Annotated in this window: 15 protein-coding genes; 9 read left to right on the plus strand and 6 right to left on the minus strand. The window is 71.6% G+C overall.

The genetic code is table 11. The features are described from left to right. Positions 1-165: 165 nt before the first annotated feature. Together ABZ622_RS00600 and ABZ622_RS00605 are read left to right on the plus strand one after the other, a co-directional pair. Positions 166-1,920, plus strand: coding sequence for a biotin carboxylase N-terminal domain-containing protein (locus tag ABZ622_RS00600; RefSeq protein WP_360538898.1), 1,755 nt, complete (start codon positions 166-168; stop codon positions 1,918-1,920). Positions 1,921-2,065: 145 nt separating this feature from the next. Beyond that, positions 2,066-2,665, plus strand: coding sequence for a helix-turn-helix domain-containing protein (locus ABZ622_RS00605; protein WP_360538901.1), 600 nt, complete (start codon positions 2,066-2,068; stop codon positions 2,663-2,665). A 151-nt stretch (positions 2,666-2,816) separates the two neighbouring features. Here ABZ622_RS00605 and ABZ622_RS00610 read toward each other — a convergent pair whose 3' ends face one another. Then, a complete protein-coding gene (locus tag ABZ622_RS00610) occupies positions 2,817-3,800 on the minus strand; it encodes a DeoR/GlpR family DNA-binding transcription regulator (protein ID WP_360538904.1) in 984 nt (327 codons plus the stop codon). A gap of 187 nt (positions 3,801-3,987) precedes the next feature. Further along, a complete protein-coding gene (locus ABZ622_RS00615) occupies positions 3,988-5,427 on the minus strand; it encodes an NAD(P)H-quinone dehydrogenase (RefSeq protein ID WP_259928235.1) in 1,440 nt (479 codons plus the stop codon). Positions 5,428-5,676: 249 nt separating this feature from the next. Between ABZ622_RS00615 and ABZ622_RS00620 the strand changes: the two genes are divergently transcribed. The 3 genes from ABZ622_RS00620 to ABZ622_RS00630 all read left to right on the plus strand — a co-directional run bounded on the left by ABZ622_RS00620 (position 5,677) and on the right by ABZ622_RS00630 (position 8,748). Beyond that, entirely contained in the window at positions 5,677-6,114 is a 438-nt protein-coding gene (locus ABZ622_RS00620; RefSeq protein WP_072486709.1) for a gamma-glutamylcyclotransferase, read from the plus strand. Positions 6,115-6,216: 102 nt separating this feature from the next. Further along, positions 6,217-7,041: a purine-nucleoside phosphorylase gene (locus ABZ622_RS00625; protein ID WP_360538908.1), complete on the plus strand. Its 825-nt coding sequence runs from the start codon at positions 6,217-6,219 to the stop codon at positions 7,039-7,041. Between the two features lie 66 nt (positions 7,042-7,107). Next, a complete protein-coding gene (locus ABZ622_RS00630; RefSeq protein WP_360538911.1) occupies positions 7,108-8,748 on the plus strand; it encodes a phospho-sugar mutase in 1,641 nt (546 codons plus the stop codon). A 90-nt stretch (positions 8,749-8,838) separates the two neighbouring features. On the opposite strand, the gene ABZ622_RS00635 is transcribed toward ABZ622_RS00630, so the two are convergent. The 3 genes from ABZ622_RS00635 to ABZ622_RS00645 form a co-directional block, all read right to left on the minus strand. Then, on the minus strand, positions 8,839-9,396 hold the full coding sequence (locus ABZ622_RS00635) for a substrate-binding domain-containing protein (RefSeq protein WP_360538914.1): 558 nt from the start codon (positions 9,394-9,396) through the stop codon (positions 8,839-8,841). 3 nt (positions 9,397-9,399) lie between these two features. Next, positions 9,400-10,953, minus strand: coding sequence for a phosphate ABC transporter permease PstA (gene pstA, locus ABZ622_RS00640; RefSeq protein WP_360538917.1), 1,554 nt, complete (start codon positions 10,951-10,953; stop codon positions 9,400-9,402). A 61-nt stretch (positions 10,954-11,014) separates the two neighbouring features. Further along, positions 11,015-11,395: a hypothetical protein gene (locus ABZ622_RS00645; RefSeq protein WP_360538920.1), complete on the minus strand. Its 381-nt coding sequence runs from the start codon at positions 11,393-11,395 to the stop codon at positions 11,015-11,017. 210 nt (positions 11,396-11,605) lie between these two features. Here ABZ622_RS00645 and ABZ622_RS00650 point away from each other — a divergent pair, with 210 nt between their 5' ends. Next, positions 11,606-12,409, plus strand: coding sequence for a hypothetical protein (locus ABZ622_RS00650; RefSeq protein ID WP_360538923.1), 804 nt, complete (start codon positions 11,606-11,608; stop codon positions 12,407-12,409). Positions 12,410-12,471: 62 nt separating this feature from the next. Here ABZ622_RS00650 and ABZ622_RS00655 read toward each other — a convergent pair whose 3' ends face one another. Continuing rightward, a complete protein-coding gene (locus tag ABZ622_RS00655) occupies positions 12,472-13,125 on the minus strand; it encodes a PH domain-containing protein (protein WP_360538925.1) in 654 nt (217 codons plus the stop codon). A gap of 124 nt (positions 13,126-13,249) precedes the next feature. Here ABZ622_RS00655 and deoC point away from each other — a divergent pair, with 124 nt between their 5' ends. From deoC to ABZ622_RS00670, 3 genes are read left to right on the plus strand one after another with little or no spacing between them, the layout of a single operon-like run. Beyond that, positions 13,250-14,212: a deoxyribose-phosphate aldolase gene (deoC, locus tag ABZ622_RS00660; protein WP_266365293.1), complete on the plus strand. Its 963-nt coding sequence runs from the start codon at positions 13,250-13,252 to the stop codon at positions 14,210-14,212. A 5-nt stretch (positions 14,213-14,217) separates the two neighbouring features. Beyond that, a complete protein-coding gene (locus tag ABZ622_RS00665) occupies positions 14,218-15,657 on the plus strand; it encodes an aldehyde dehydrogenase family protein (protein WP_360538928.1) in 1,440 nt (479 codons plus the stop codon). Next, positions 15,647-16,552, plus strand: a complete 906-nt coding sequence (locus ABZ622_RS00670; protein ID WP_360538931.1) for an aldehyde dehydrogenase family protein — start codon at positions 15,647-15,649, stop codon at positions 16,550-16,552. Before ABZ622_RS00665 ends, ABZ622_RS00670 begins: the two co-directional genes overlap by 11 nt. The last annotated feature ends 38 nt before the right edge of the window (positions 16,553-16,590 follow it).

Here is a 16,590-nt window from a genome sequence, read left to right on the forward strand (position 1 = left end):
CTACTGTGCGGTCATGAAACCCGGCGTACCGTGGTGCCACAAGGGATTTCGCGACTTGAGCAAGCCTCGAATCACACTCCGTGTGGGCAAGCTCACCATTGGGGACGGGTCGTAGGGCCGTGTCGGTAGTCCCTAAACTCAGCTTGTTTCAAGGAGGGAGCCATCGTGCGCAAGGTGCTCATCGCCAACCGTGGCGAAATTGCTGTCCGTGTTGCTCGGGCATGCCGGGATGCCGGGATCGGGAGCGTGGCCGTCTACGCAGACCCGGACCGCGATGCTCTGCACGTGCGTGCGGCCGACGAGGCATTCGCTCTGGGCGGTGACACCCCGGCCGCCAGCTATCTGGACATGGCCAAGGTGCTCCAGGCTGCCAAGGACTCCGGTGCCGACGCGATCCACCCGGGCTACGGCTTCCTGTCGGAGAACGCCGAGTTCGCGCAGGCCGTGCTCGATGCCGGCCTGACCTGGATCGGCCCGCCGCCCCAGGCCATCCGCGACCTCGGTGACAAGGTCGCCGCCCGGCACATCGCGCAGCGCGCCGGCGCCCCGCTGGTCGCCGGCACCCCCGACCCGGTGGAGGGCTCCGCCGAGGTCGTGGCGTTCGCCGAGGAACACGGGCTGCCGATCGCGATCAAGGCCGCCTTCGGCGGCGGCGGCCGCGGCCTGAAGGTCGCACGCACGCTCCAGGAGATCCCGGAGCTGTACGATTCCGCGGTCCGCGAGGCCGTCGCCGCGTTCGGCCGGGGCGAATGCTTCGTCGAGCGCTACCTCGACCGGCCCCGCCACGTCGAGACACAGTGCCTGGCCGACACCCACGGCAACGTCGTCGTCGTCTCCACCCGTGACTGCTCGCTCCAGCGCCGCCACCAGAAGCTGGTCGAGGAGGCCCCGGCCCCCTTCCTGTCCGACGCGCAGAACGCGGAACTGTACGCCGCGTCCAAGGCCATCCTGAAGGAGGCCGGCTACGTCGGCGCGGGCACCGTCGAATTCCTCGTCGGCACGGACGGCACGATCTCCTTCCTGGAGGTCAACACCCGCCTCCAGGTCGAACACCCGGTCACCGAGGAAGTCACCGGCATCGACCTCGTCCGCGAGATGTTCCGCATCGCCGACGGCGAGGAACTCGGCTACGACGACCCCGCGATGCGCGGACACTCCTTCGAGTTCCGGATCAACGGCGAGGACCCCGGCCGCGGCTTCCTGCCCGCCCCCGGCACCGTCACCACGTTCACCCCGCCCACCGGCCCCGGCGTCCGCCTCGACGCCGGCGTCGAGTCCGGCTCCGTCATCGGCCCGGCCTGGGACTCCCTGCTGGCCAAACTCATCGTGACCGGCGCGACCCGCGAGCAGGCACTGCAGCGCGCCGCCCGCGCACTGGCCGAGTTCAACGTCGAGGGCATGGCCACCGCCATCCCCTTCCACCGCGCGGCCGTCACCGACCCCGCCTTCACCAGCGAACCGTTCCACGTCCACACCCGCTGGATCGAGACCGAGTTCGTCAACGACATCAAACCCTTCACCGCCACCGCCGACACCGAGACCGACGAAGAGGCCGGCCGCGAGACCGTCGTGGTCGAGGTCGGCGGCAAACGCCTGGAAGTCTCCCTCCCCTCCTCCCTCGGCATGAGCCTGGCCCGCACCGGCCTCGCCGCCGGCGCCAAACCCAAACGCCGCGCCGCGAAGAAGTCCGGCTCCGCGGTCTCCGGCGACACCCTCGCGTCCCCGATGCAGGGCACCATCGTCAAGATCGCCGTCGAAGAAGGCCAGGAAGTCCAGGAAGGCGACCTCATCGTCGTCCTGGAAGCCATGAAGATGGAACAGCCCCTCAACGCGCACCGCTCCGGCACCGTCAAGGGCCTGGCCGCCGAGGTCGGCAGCTCGGTCTCCTCCGGCGCCGTCATCTGCGAGATCAAGGACTGATCCACGCGGTATCCGGGCCTCGGGGCCCCTGCGGAGTCCTACGGCTTCCCGCGGGGGCCCTTTGCCGTCCGCCGAGCGGCCGGCCGCACCCACGTGGCGCGCGATGGCATCCTGGACCCCGAGGCGGAAGAAGGGAGGCTGCGCGATGGCGACCAGTACGGCGCAGACGCCGCCCCGTCCCATGCGTGCCGACGCGCGCCGGAATTACGACCGGTTGCTGGGCGAGGCCCGGACCGCCTTCGCGGAGCACGGCACCGATGCGTCCCTGGAGGACATCGCGCGGCGCGCGGGCGTGGGGATCGGCACGCTGTACCGGCACTTCCCGAACCGGCACGCGCTGATGAACGCGGTCTTCCAGGAGGCTCTGACGTCCCTGATCACCCGCTCCCGGGAGCTCGCGCAGGCGCGGCAGCCGTGTGCGGGTCTGGTGGAGTGGCTGGGCGCGATCATCACCCACGCGGGTGAGTACCGGGGGCTGGCTCAGGCGCTCATGTCGACGTCACGGGACGAGACTTCGGCCCTCTCGCAGTGCAATGTGCCGTTGCGCGAGGCGGGGGCGGTGCTGCTGGTGCGGGCGCAGGCGAGCGGGGCGGTGCGGCCGGATGTGTCGATCGGCGATCTGCTGCAGCTGACGAACGCGATCGCACTGGCCGCCGAACAGTCGCCGGACGACCCGGAGTTGGCGGGTCGGCTGCTGATGCTGACCTTGCAGGGGCTGAAGGGGGCGCGGTCGGAGGAGGGTTGAGGGGGACGAGAGGGCAGGCCCCCTGGTGGGCCCACCGCCAGGCCCACCGGTCCGCTGCACGGGGCTTTCCCCGCATGCTCCTTCGCGCGACCGGGGCTCCGCCCCGGACCCCGCGTCTCAGGCGCCGGCGGACCGGGCTTGCCCACGGGTCCTAGCGGCGTCGCAGATCCGCGACCCTCGCCCGGTCTCCCGGGCCCTGGCCCGACTCCGTCAGGGATGCCGCGCTCCGCAGCTGCTGCGGGCCCGCTCCCCCGGGCCCGCCTCCGGGCGTACGGCGCTGGCCGGGCAGCGGCATGTCCCGGCGGCCCTGCTGCCGGCCGTGCGGCAGGTTCTCGGCCGCTGTGGTGCCGCTTCCCGAGCCGGCCACCGCGATCTGCACCCCCTGGTCCGCGAGGGCCTGCAATTCGGTGGCGGCGCGGTCGTCGTGGCCGGGAGGCTCGTCCGTCACCAGACGGGTGATGAGGTCGGTCGGCACCGTCTGGAACATGGTGTCGGAGCCGAGCTTGGTGTGGTCGGCCAGGACCACCACCTCGGCGGCCGCCTGCACCAGCGCCCGGTCCACACTCGCGGAGAGCATGTTGGACGTGGACAGGCCGCGCTCCGCGGTGAGCCCGCTCCCCGAGAGGAACGCGCGCGAGACCCGCAGCCCCTGGAGGGACTGCTCGGCACCGCTGCCCACCAGGGCGTAGTTGGAACCGCGCAGCGTGCCGCCGGTCATCACCACCTCCACCCGGTTGGCATGGGCCAACGCCTGGGCGACCAGCAGGGAGTTGGTGACGACGGTCAGGCCGGGGACCCGCGCGAGCCGGCGGGCCAGCTCCTGCGTGGTCGTACCGGCACCGACGACGATGGCCTCGCCCTCCTCCACGAGACCGGCGGCCAGGTCGGCGATGGCCGTCTTCTCCGCGGTGGCGAGATGGGATTTCTGCGGAATGCCGGAGTCCCGCGTGAAACCGCCCGGCAGTACCGCACCGCCGTGCCGGCGGTCGAGGAGTCCTTCTGCCTCCAGTGCCCGCACGTCCCGCCGTACGGTCACTTCGGAGGTCTGGACGACGCGGGCGAGCTCACGGAGCGATACCGCCCCGTTGGCACGCACCATTTCGAGGATCAACTGACGACGTTCTGCAGCGAACACGAAACTGACAGTAACGTGACCGCCCGAGTGTTTTCAGCAGTTTGCGCCGAATAACGGAAGTTGTACATACAAGGGGCCGCCAAGTGGTATAGGCGGCCCCGTTGTTGTTCCGTTCTGATCGGGCGGCCGTCGCCGGGCCGCCCGAGTTGCCGGGGGTTGCCGGGGATTGCCGGGTTCCCGGGGGCGGTTACGCCTCGCCCGCGCGCTTACGGGTGTGCAACTGCCGGGCCACTTCCGCGATCGAACCCGACAGGGACGGATACACGGTGAAGGCGTTTGCGATCTGTTCCACCGTCAAATTGTTGTCGACCGCGATCGAGATGGGGTGGATGAGTTCACTCGCGCGCGGCGCGACGACACAGCCGCCGACCACGATGCCGGTGCCGGGACGGCAGAAGATCTTGACGAAGCCGTCGCGGATGCCCTGCATCTTGGCGCGCGGGTTGCGCAGCAGCGGCAGCTTGACCACCCGGGCGTCGATCTTGCCCGCGTCGACGTCGGCCTGGGTGTAGCCGACGGTGGCGATCTCGGGGTCGGTGAAGACGTTCGAGGAGACCGTCTTCAGGTCCAGCGGGGCCACCGCGTCGCCGAGGAAGTGGTACATCGCGATCCGGCCCTGCATGGCGGCGACCGAGGCGAGGGCGAAGATCCCGGTGACGTCACCGGCCGCGTACACGCCGGGCGCGCTGGTGCGCGAGACCTTGTCGGTCCAGATGTGGCCGGACTCCTTGAGCCGGACCCCGGCCTCCTCCAGGCCCATGCCCGCGCTGTTGGGGATCGCGCCGACCGCCATCAGGCAGTGCGATCCGGAGATGACCCGGCCGTCGGCGAGGGTGACCTCGACCCGGTCGCCGACCCGCTTGGCGGCCTGGGCGCGGGAGCGGGCCATGACGTTCATGCCGCGGCGCCGGAAGACGTCCTCCAGTACGGCGGCCGCGTCCGGGTCCTCGCCCGGCAGCACCCGGTCGCGGGACGAGACGAGGGTGACGCGCGAGCCGAGCGCCTGGTAGGCGCCCGCGAACTCGGCGCCGGTCACGCCGGAGCCGACCACGATGAGCTCCTCGGGGAGCTCGTCGAGGTCGTAGACCTGGGTCCAGTTCAGGATCCGCTCGCCGTCGGGGAGCGCGTCCGGGATCTCCCGGGGGTGGCCGCCGGTGGCGATCAGCACGGCGTCGGCGGTGAGCGTCTCCTCGGTGCCGTCGGCGGCGGTCACGACGACCTTGCGGGAGCCGTCGGCGGCCTGGAGGCCGGCCAGCCGGCCGCGGCCGCGCATCACGCGGGCGCCGGCCCGGGTGACGGAGGCGGTGATGTCGTGGGACTGGGCGAGCGCCAGGCGCTTCACCCGTCGGTTGACCTTGCCGAGGTCGACGCCGACCACCCGGGCGGCCTGCTCCACGTGCGGGGTGTCGTCCGCGACGATGATGCCCAGCTCCTCGTACGAGGAGTCGAAGGTGGTCATCACCTCCGCCGTCGCGATCAGGGTCTTCGAGGGCACACAGTCGGTGAGCACGGACGCGCCGCCGAGGCCGTCGCAGTCGACGACGGTCACCTCCGCACCGAGCTGGGCGCCCACCAGCGCCGCCTCGTAGCCGCCGGGTCCGCCGCCGATGATCACGATCCGGGTCACGAAAAGTCCGCCTCGCGTATGTCATCCCGCGGCCGTCTGCTGCCCCGGCCGGGGGTCCGGGGGAACGCCCCGGGGGAATGCAGTACGTACTTCATTGTCCCGCACGCGCCAAGGTGCTTCGCCCCGGGGCCCTCCATACGTGCGCCGGGGCGTGCGCGCCGGGGCCCGGAAGCGGGAAGCGGAACCTCGCGAGTGGTCTTCCGCACCGGAATCGACGTTCCCCCCGTCACCTCCCGTACCCTCGGACCCATGTCGCTCTACGCCGCGTACGCCGGCAACCTCGACGCGCGGCTGATGACGCGCCGCGCACCGCATTCCCCGCTGCGCGGCACGGGCTGGCTCAACGGCTGGCGGCTGACCTTCGGTGGGGAGCAGATGGGCTGGGAAGGCGCGCTGGCCACGGTGGTGGAGGCGCCCCGTTCCCAGGTCTTCGTGGCGCTGTACGACCTGGCGCCGATGGACGAGGACTCCATGGACCGGTGGGAGGGTGTCGGCCTCGACATCTACCGGCGGATGCGGGTGCGGGTGCACACCCTGGACGGCGAGGAGCCGGCCTGGATGTATGTGCTGAACGGCTACGAGGGCGGGCTGCCGTCCGCCCGCTACCTGGGCGAGATCGCCGACGCCGCGGAGTCCGCGGGCGCGCCGCACGACTATGTGATGGAACTCCGCAAGCGCCCCTGCTGACCCGGTCGACCAGCGCTTTTGTGTGAAAGTACGAGCAATCGCGTGCAGACTCTGCGCATAGGCATCTACGCGCGTAGGGAATCACCGGCTACCCTCATCCGCGTGAACGCATCAGTTATTCCGGACCACATCCAGGGCGACCCGTACGCGGCCGCCGCCGACGCCGCCGCCCGCCTGCGCGAGCTGACCGGTGCCGAGACCCACGACGTCGCGCTCGTGATGGGTTCCGGCTGGGCGCCCGCGGGCGATGCGCTCGGCGCTCCGGAGGCCGAGTTCCCGGTGACCGAACTGCCCGGTTTCCCGGCGCCCGCGGTGCAGGGGCACGGCGGGACGATCCGCTCGTACCGGATCGGTGAGAAGCGGGTCCTGGTCTTCCTGGGCCGCACCCACTTCTACGAGGGCCGTGGCGTCGCCGCCGTCGCGCACGGGGTCCGTACCGCCGTCGCGGCCGGCTGCCGGACCGTCGTCCTGACCAACGGCTGCGGCGGTCTGCGCGAGGGCATGCGCCCCGGTCAGCCGGTGCTGATCAGCGACCACATCAACCTGACGGCGGCGTCCCCGATCATCGGCGCCAACTTCGTCGACCTGACCGACCTGTACTCGCCGCGGCTGCGCGCGCTGTGCAAGGAGGTCGACGAGACCCTCGAAGAGGGCGTGTACGTGCAGTTCCCCGGCCCGCACTACGAGACGCCGGCCGAGATCAACATGGTCCGCGTGATGGGCGGCGACCTGGTCGGCATGTCCACCGTGCTGGAGGCCATCGCCGCCCGCGAGGCGGGCGCCGAGGTGCTGGGCATCTCGCTGGTCACCAACCTCGCGGCGGGGCTGAGCGGGGAGCCGCTCAACCACGAAGAGGTGCTCCAGGCGGGCCGGGACTCCGCCACGCGCATGGGCGCGCTGCTGGCCCGGGTCCTCGAACGCATCTGACCCGCCCGGCAGGCCCCTGCCGACCCACCCACGAAGACACCCCGGACAGCCGGAAAGGCGGACACCGTGCAGCAGGACCTCATCGCGCAGGCCAGGGCATGGCTCGCGGAGGACCCCGATCCCGAGACCCGCGACGAGCTCGCCGGGATCATCGAGGCCGCGGATCTCGACGAGCTCGCCGCACGGTTCGCCGACACCCTGCAGTTCGGCACCGCCGGGCTCCGCGGTGAGCTGGGCGCCGGGCCGATGCGGATGAACCGCTGCGTCGTCATCCGCGCCGCGGCCGGCCTCGCCGCGTACCTCAAGGCGCAGGGGCAGGGCGGCGGGCTCGTCGTCATCGGGTACGACGCCCGGTACAAGTCCGCCGACTTCGCCCGCGACACCGCGGCCGTGATGACCGGCGCGGGCCTGCGGGCGGCGGTGCTCCCCCGCCCGCTCCCCACCCCCGTGCTGGCGTACGCCATAAGGCACCTGGGCGCCGTCGCGGGCGTGGAGGTGACCGCCAGCCACAACCCGCCGCGCGACAACGGCTACAAGGTCTATCTCGGCGACGGCTCGCAGATCGTCCCCCCGGCGGACGGCGAGATCGCCGCCGCGATCGCCGGGGTCGGCCCGCTCGACGGCGTGGCCCGCCCCGACGACGGCTGGGAGACCCTCGGCGAAGAGGTCCTGGCGGCCTATCTGGCCCGTACGGACGCCGTGCTCGTCGCCGGTTCGCCGCGTACCGCCCGGGTCGTGTACACGGCGATGCACGGTGTTGGTACGTCGGTGCTGACCGCCGCGTTCGACCGGGCCGGGTTCCCCGCGCCGGTGCTCGTCGCGGAGCAGGCCGAGCCGGACCCGGCGTTCCCCACCATCGCGTTCCCCAATCCGGAGGAGCCCGGCGCGATGGACCTCGCCTTCGCGACCGCGCGCCGCACGGACCCCGACATCGTCATCGCCAACGACCCGGACGCCGACCGCTGCGCCGTCGCCGTCCCGGACCCGGCCGCCGAGGGCGGCTGGCGGATGCTGCGCGGCGACGAGGTCGGTGCGCTGCTCGCCGCCCACCTGGTGGACCGGGGCGTGGACGGGGTCTTCGCCGAGTCGATCGTGTCGTCCTCGCTGCTCGGCCGGATCGCCGCGAAGGCGGGACTCGACCACGAGGAGACGCTGACCGGCTTCAAGTGGATCGCCCGGGTGGACGGACTGCGGTACGGGTACGAGGAGGCGCTCGGCTACTGCGTCGACCCCGACGGCGTACGCGACAAGGACGGCATCACGGCCGCGCTGCTCGTCGCCGAGCTGGCCTCGGTGCTCAAGGAGCGGGGGCGTACGCTGCTCGATCTTCTCGACGATCTCGCGCTCGCGCACGGGCTGCACGCCACCGACCAGCTGTCGGTGCGGGTGCAGGATCTGTCGGTCATCTCCGACGCCATGGCGCGGCTGCGCGAGCAGCCCCCGACCGTGCTCGCGGGGCTCGCCGTCACCTCGGCCGAGGATCTGTCGCAGGGCACGGAACTGCTGCCGCCCACCGACGGGCTCCGCTACCACCTGCGGGGCGCCCGGGTGATCGTCCGCCCGAGCGGCACGGAGCCGAAGCTCAAGTGCTACCTGGAGGTCGTGGTGCCGGTCGCCTCGGCGGACGGGCTGCCGGCGGCCCGCGCCGAGGGGGCCCGGCTGCTCGACGGGATCAAGCGCGATCTGGCGGCAGCCGCCGGGATCTGATCCCGGTCCGGCCGGGACCGGCCAATGGTTTTCAGGTACGCACCGGGTACGTGAATCCGGTGTCCGGTCGGCCGGGACCCGGCAGCGGCTTCAGGTACGCACCAGGTACGTGAATCCGGTGTCCGGGCCCACGCAGGACTGGAGCGTCAGATCGCCCCGGTACAGGCCGTGCGCCGGGCCACACCGTGCGGGATGACCTCGTACTTCCCCGTGGTGCCCGGCTCCTCGACGATCGCCAAGTCCGGTTCGCAGGTTGGTGACCTTCCGGCCGCCGATCCGCAGGTTGTACATGAAGGCCGTGCCGCCGGCCACGATCGGCATGTACGCGTATCCGCGCTTCGGCGGCGCGTCCCGCATCCCGGACTCGGTCAGTCCGTACGGGATCTCGGAGACGGCGAAGTCGGCGGTGCCGTTCTTGAACTGCTCACGACCCACCGAGGAGCCGACCGGTGAGTAGTTGACGGTCATGCCGCTGTTGGCGGCGACGTTGCGGCGCCACTGGTCGAGCGCGTTGGAGCTCCAGGTGGAGCCGCCGCCGCTGATCTTCGTGTACGAAGCGGCCCGGGCGGTCACCGGCTGGAGGGCGAGCAGCGCGCACACCAGTGCCGCCACCGCCGTGGTCGGTCGGGAGACGGTTGCCGGTCTCACTGGTCACTCACTCCTCGTATCCATGGGTGTGTCCCGGGGCGCGGCCCGCCCGGACCGGGCGGCGAAGCGTTCGGCGTCACGTCTCGACGCCTGGACCCGGCGGTGCTCCTGACGCCTGGTCAGCTGTCCCGGTCCGCGGCCGCCGACGACGCGGGCGACGACGAACGGCACGAGGACCAGCGCCATCAGGACGGCGGCCGTGCCGAAACCGCGGGCGATCATCGTGGGTTCGGGCGACTTGACGAACTCGAAGGTGGCGAGCGGCAGCGAGACCTGCGGCCCCGACAGCGGATCGCCGTTGATCTCGGCGGTGAATCCGGCGGTCAGCGGCATCGGCGAGGTCTCGCCGATGCCGCGCGCGGTGCCGAGGATGACGGAGGTGGTCAGCCCGGACCGCGCGGTCGGCAGCACCACGTGCCAGACGGTGCGCCAGCGCGAGGTGCCGAGCGCGTACGAGGCCTCCCGCAGCGTCCCCGACACCAGCCGGATCACCACGTCCGCCGCCCGGATGATGATCGGCAGCATCATCACGGCGAGCGCGAGGGAGGCGGCCAGCCCGGACCGGTCGAAGCCGAGGGCGAGGATCACCGTCGCGTAGACGAACAGTCCCGCGACGATCGGCGGCAGCGCGGTCATCGCCTCGACGACGGTCCGTACGAACCGGGCGAAGCGGCCCGGCACCTCGTTGAGGAAGACCGCGCAGACCATGCCGGTGGGCACGGTCAGGGCCAGCGCGATGGTGATCTGCTCCAGCGTGCCGAGGATCGCGTGCAGGATCCCACCGGACGAGAGCGGGTCCAGCGGGCCGGCCTCGGCCATGTCCTGGGTGAAGAAGTTCAGGTGCGGCAGCGCCTTGCGGCCCTCCCACAGGGTGAACACGACGACGAAACCGAGCGCGACGACCATGACCAGGCCGAGGCTCTGCACCACGCCGGCGGCCAGCCGGTCCCGTACCGCGGGACCGTTCTCGTCGAACGAGACCAGCAAGCGCGTACAGGGCGAGGAACAGCCCGTACGCCACGGCCAGGAAGCCGACGGTGCCGCTGAACGGCAGCAGCCGGGCGAACAGCAGCCAGGTGATCGACAGGGCGGCGGCCGCGGCACCGAGGGGAGGATCCGCCCCTCGAAGAAGAACAGCCCCCACAGCCCGTAGACGACCGACGGCACGGCCGCCATCAGGTCGACGACGCTGATCAGCGTGCGGCGCAGCCGGGGCGGCGCGTACTGGGAGATGTACAGCGCCCCGCCGACCGCCAGCGGTACGGCGACGGCCACGGCCACCCGTGCGATGAGCACCGTCCCGACCAGCACGGCGGCGATCCCGAAGCGGCCGGCGTCCGGCTCCCACGCCTCGGTCGTCAGGAACGACCAGCCCGCCCGGGAGAGCGCCTGCCAGGCCCGGTAGAGCAGGAATCCGCCGACCAGCAGCATGACCGCGAGGACCAGCCCGCCGCCGCTGCGGGCGACGCCCCTGAACACGCGGTCGGGCAGCCCCGGATCCGCGTACAGCCGCCGCAGCGCGTCCCGTACCGCGGTCCCGCTCGTATCTCTCGTCACGCGGTCGACGCTGCTGCCGCGTCATGGACACGCCCGCTCCGAGATGTGAATGAGGTGTGCCCTAAAGGCAACTTCCGGTGACGCCTCCCATCTCGGTGAGCAGCGCGCGGAACCGTTCGTACGCGGCCCGGCAGGTCGAATGGCGCTCGTAGGCCCGTGCCGAGACGGCGGTGGCCCGTCCGTCCGGGTCCCCCAGTAACCACATCCAGCCGTTGCCGCCGGGCGTGTGCTGCACCCCGCCCGTCAGCCCGTGCTGCCCTGCGCACAACTCCTCGAAGGCGGCCCGGCATTCGCCGTGCCCGCCGTGGGAGAGCGCGGAGACCGCGACCACCCGTCCGTTCTGCGCGATCATCCGCCAGCCGTGGCCGCCGTCCGTGTCGATGTCCATGCGGCAGCGCGCGCCAGTGGCGTCCGCTCTGCCGGAACCGCCTTCGTCCGTCATCTCGTCCCACCCCCCGCCGCCCGCTTCGGAAGTCGGGCGGCACGCGCAATGCATGAAGAGGGGCCTGAGCGCCGGGACCGGAAACCGTCGCAGCGGTCGGCTTTCACGCGGAAGTTGCCCCTAGTGCGCCCGGCATACACGGGGCCGTTCCGCCCGGTGCCGGGGCGGTAGTCTGCGGCGACTCGCATACCTACCAGTGAGAGGCCGTGCATGCGCACAGGCAGAACCGGCACCGTGGCCGTCCTCGCGGGAGCGCTCGCCCTTGCGGCGTTCACCGCCCCGGCCGCGGAAGCCGCCGACACCGGGATCACGGTGTCGAAGATGGTCGTGAACTCGGGCAGGCCCATCGTCGTGGGCACCACCGAGCAGAAGCTTCCGGGTGTCAGCTTCCACGTCACCTGGCCCGCGGGCCACTCGCTCTCCGACGTGGAGGCGAGTCCGTACCTGTACCACGACACCACGGCGGGCAAGGGTGCCGACCACGGCGGCATCTATCTGAGCAGCATGACCTGTTACGAGGACGGCTCGCGCGCCGCCGACTGCAGGGGCGAGCTGTACATCGAGCCGCGCTACACCCTGGGCTCGAACAACGACGCCACGACCTGGAAGGTCGGCGCGGCCGCCCGCATCTGGGGCTCCAACGGGCAGCCGAAGAGCCAGGAGTACCTGCCCGCCCTCGGCACGGCGCAGGTCAAGCGGGCCGCGCGGGCGAGCGTCAACGCCTCGCCGGAGCCGGTGACGAAGGGGAAGACGCTCACCGTGACGGGACGGCTCACCCGCGCCGACTGGGTGAAGCACTCCTACGCCGGTTACGGCGGCAAGGCGGCGAAGCTGCAGTTCCGCAAGGCGGGCACCAGCACCTACGCCACGGTGAAGATCGTCAGGGCGAGCTCCACGGGCAGCCTGAAGACCACGGTCAAGGCGTCCGCGGACGGCTACTGGCGCTGGACCTTCGGCGAGACGTCGACGACGGGCGGCGCGACCGCCGCCGGGGACTACGTCGACGTCAGGTAGGGCCCCGGGCACGAGTGAAGCCCGCACCGGTGAACCCGGTGCGGGCTTCGCCGGATCCGGTCTCAGCCGGTCGCGAGCAGCACCACCAGCAGCAGCGCGCCCACCACCGTCGGCGCGATCACCTCGAACGCCCAGCGCACCGACACCGACGACTCCGCGGACTCCCCGGCGGCCGCCGCGCCGCCCGTCTTCGCCCGCTCCACCAGCTCGCGCAGGTCCGCCACGGTCTGGTCGGCCGTCGCCATCCGGGCCTTGGTGTCGCGTACGTCGGCGTGCACGGACGTGCGGTCGTACGGGTCGTCCAGCGACCGCCGGGACTGCTGCCGGGCCGCCTTCTTCCGCTGCCGCAGCGACACCGGCACCGCCCAGAGCTGGTACTTGGCACCGCCCTCGGTGAACAGCTCGCACGAATATCCCGCCCGCAGGTCCGAGACCTCGGTCCACGGCATGCTGATCGTCCGGAACGGGTTACGGATCCGGATGCGCCGGTCGTTGGCGAGCACGACCGGACGCAGCGTGAACGCGACGACCATCGGCACCGCGGTGAGCATCCCGGCGAGCGCCAGCCACGGCACCCGGCCTTCGCCCCGGATCGCCGCGTCCACGCCGATCCAGCAGATGAGCAGGAGCAGCAGGACGCCCCCGACCATCCCGGCGGGCGAGCGGAAGGTCCGGTCGGCGTAGACCGGCTCGGCGGGTGGTGTGGGGCTCGTCATGGGCCCGATTCTGCCTGACGCCCCGGCGGGGCGCCGGGGCGGCCGCCCCGGGACCGTGTCCCGCGCGGAGAGGTGGTCCCCCTGTACAGGTCGCTACGCGCGTAGATATGCTCCCCTGGTGACCATGCCCACCACTGCTCCCGCATTCTCCGACGCGACCGCGTCCGACAGTGCGCTGCGCCGCTTCCTGCACGGGCTGCCCGGCGTCGACGCCGTCGGCCTCGAAGCGCGCGCCGCGTCCCTCGGAACCCGTTCGATCAAGACGACGGCCAAGGCGTACGCCATCGACCTGGCCATCTCGATGATCGACCTGACGACGCTGGAAGGCGCGGACACCCCGGGCAAGGTCCGGGCCCTCGCCGCCAAGGCCGTCCATCCCGACCCCACCGACCGCACGACCCCGCGCACCGCGGCGGTCTGCGTCTACCCCGACATGGCGGCGACCGCCGTCGCCGCACTGGCCGGCTCCGGCGTGAAGGTGGCCTCCGTGGCGACGGCCTTCCCGGCCGGCCGCGCCGCGCTCGACGTGAAGCTCGCGGACGTCCGTGACGCCGTGGCCGCCGGGGCCGACGAGATCGACATGGTGATCGACCGGGGCGCCTTCCTCTCCGGCCGCTATCTGAAGGTGTACGAGGAGATCCTCGCCGTGAAGGCCGAGTGCGCGCGGGCCGACGGCCCCGACGCCCGCCTGAAGGTGATCTTCGAGACCGGCGAGCTGTCCACGTACGACAACATCCGCCGCGCCTCCTGGCTCGGCATGCTGGCGGGCGCCGACTTCATCAAGACCTCGACCGGCAAGGTCGGGACGAACGCCACGCCCGCCAACACCCTGCTGATGCTGGAGGCCGTGCGCGACTTCCGGGCGCAGACCGGCGTACAGATCGGCGTGAAGCCGGCCGGCGGCATCCGCACCTCCAAGGACGCGATCAAGTTCCTGGTGCTGGTGAACGAGACCGCGGGCGAGGACTGGCTGGACAACCACTGGTTCCGGTTCGGCGCCTCCAGCCTGCTGAACGACCTGCTGATGCAGCGCCAGAAGCTCAGCACCGGCCGTTACTCCGGCCCCGATTACGTGACGGTGGACTGATCCCCATGGCATCTGCATTCGAGTACGCCCCCGCCCCCGAGTCGCGCGCGGTCGTCGACATCGCGCCCTCGTACGGGCTGTTCATCGACGGCGAGTTCACCGAGGCGGCCGACGGCAAGGTCTTCAAGACGGTCTCGCCGAGCACCGAGGAGGTGCTCTCCGAGGTCGCGCAGGCCGGTGCCGCCGACGTCGACCGGGCCGTGAAGGCGGCCCGCAAGGCGTTCGAGAAGTGGTCGGCGCTGCCCGGCTCCGAGCGCGCCAAGTACCTCTTCCGGATCGCCCGGATCATCCAGGAGCGCAGCCGCGAGCTCGCCGTCCTGGAGACCCTCGACAACGGCAAGCCGATCAGGGAGACCCGCGACGCCGATCTCCCCCTCGTCGCCGCGCACTTCTTCTACTACGCGGGCTGGGCCGACAAGCTGGACCACGCGGGCTACGGCCCGAACCCGGCCCCCCTCGGCGTCGCGGGCCAGGTCATCCCCTGGAACTTCCCCCTCCTGATGCTGGCCTGGAAGATCGCCCCGGCGCTCGCCACCGGCAACACGGTGGTCCTCAAGCCCGCCGAGACGACCCCGCTCTCCGCGCTGTTCTTCGCGGACATCTGCCGCCAGGCAGGCCTGCCCAGGGGTGTCGTGAACATCCTTCCCGGCTACGGGGACGCGGGCGCCGCCCTCGTCGAGCACGAGGACGTCAACAAGGTCGCGTTCACCGGCTCGACCGCGGTCGGCAAGGCCATCGCCCGCCAGATCGCCGGTACGGACAAGCGGGTCACCCTCGAACTGGGCGGCAAGGGCGCCAACATCGTCTTCGACGACGCCCCGATCGACCAGGCCGTCGAGGGCATCGTCACCGGCATCTTCTTCAACCAGGGCCAGGTCTGCTGCGCGGGCTCGCGCCTCCTGGTCCAGGAGTCGGTCCAGGACGAGCTGCTGGACGCGCTGAAGCGCCGGCTGTCCACGCTCCGGCTGGGCGACCCGCTGGACAAGAACACCGACATCGGCGCGATCAACTCCGCGGAGCAGCTCGCCCGGATCACCGCGCTCACCGAGACGGGCGAGGCGGAGGGCGCCGAGCGCTGGACCGCCCCGTGCGAACTCCCCTCCGCCGGTTACTGGTTCGCCCCGACGCTGTTCACCAACGTCACCCAGGCGCACACCATCGCGCGCGACGAGATCTTCGGCCCGGTGCTGTCGGTGCTGTCCTTCCGTACGCCCGACGAGGCGGTCGCCAAGGCCAACAACAGCCAGTACGGCCTCTCGGCCGGCATCTGGACGGAGAAGGGCTCCCGCATCCTCGCGGTGGCGAACAAGCTCCGGGCGGGCGTCGTCTGGGCCAACACGTTCAACAAGTTCGACCCGACCTCGCCCTTCGGCGGCTACAAGGAGTCGGGCTTCGGCCGCGAAGGCGGCCGTCACGGCCTGGAGGCGTACCTCGATGTCCGATAACCGTCTGAGCGTCTTCAAGACCTACAAGCTGTACGTCGGGGGCAAGTTCCCCCGCTCCGAGAGCGGCCGGGTGTACGAGGTGACGGACTCGAAGGGCAAGTGGCTGGCGAACGCCCCCCAGTCCTCCCGCAAGGACGCGCGCGACGCGGTCGTGGCCGCCCGCAAGGCGTTCGGCGGCTGGTCGGGCGCCACGGCGTACAACCGGGGCCAGGTCCTCTACCGCGTCGCGGAGATGCTGGAGGGCCGCAAGGACCAGTTCGTACGGGAAGTCGCGGACGCGGAGGGCCTGTCGAAGTCCAAGGCGGCGGCCGTCGTGGACGCGGCGATCGACCGCTGGGTCTGGTACGCGGGCTGGACCGACAAGATCGGCCAGATCGTGGGCGGGGCCAACCCGGTCGCGGGCCCGTTCTTCAACCTGTCCACCCCCGAGCCGACCGGCGTGGTCACGGTCCTGGCCCCGCAGGAGTCCTCGTTCCTGGGCCTGGTCTCGGTGATCGCCCCGGTGATCGCGACCGGCAACACGGCCGTCGTCATCGCCTCGGCGGACTCCCCGCTCCCGGCCCTTTCCCTGGGCGAGGTACTGGCCACCTCGGACCTGCCGGGCGGCGTGGTGAACATCCTGTCCGGCAGGACGGCGGAGATCGCGGCGCCGCTCGCCTCCCACCAGGACGTCAACGCCATCGACCTCACGGGCGCGGACACCGCGCTCGCGAAGGAGCTGGAGATCGCGGCGGCCGACAACCTGAAGCGGGTCCTGCGTCCACAGCCTGTGGACGGCGACGGCGCCGCGGACTGGACAGCCGATCCGGGCACCCACCGCCTGACGGCCTTCCTGGAGACCAAGACGGTCTGGCACCCGACGGGCGCCCTGGGCGTCTCGGGCTCCTCGTACTGACGCACCGTCCGGCCCCGCACGGGAACGGCCTGTCCCTC

The sequence above is a fragment of the Streptomyces sp. NPDC007164 genome (assembly GCF_040634135.1).
In the GTDB taxonomy this organism is placed as follows: Bacteria; Actinomycetota; Actinomycetes; order Streptomycetales; family Streptomycetaceae; genus Streptomyces; species Streptomyces sanglieri.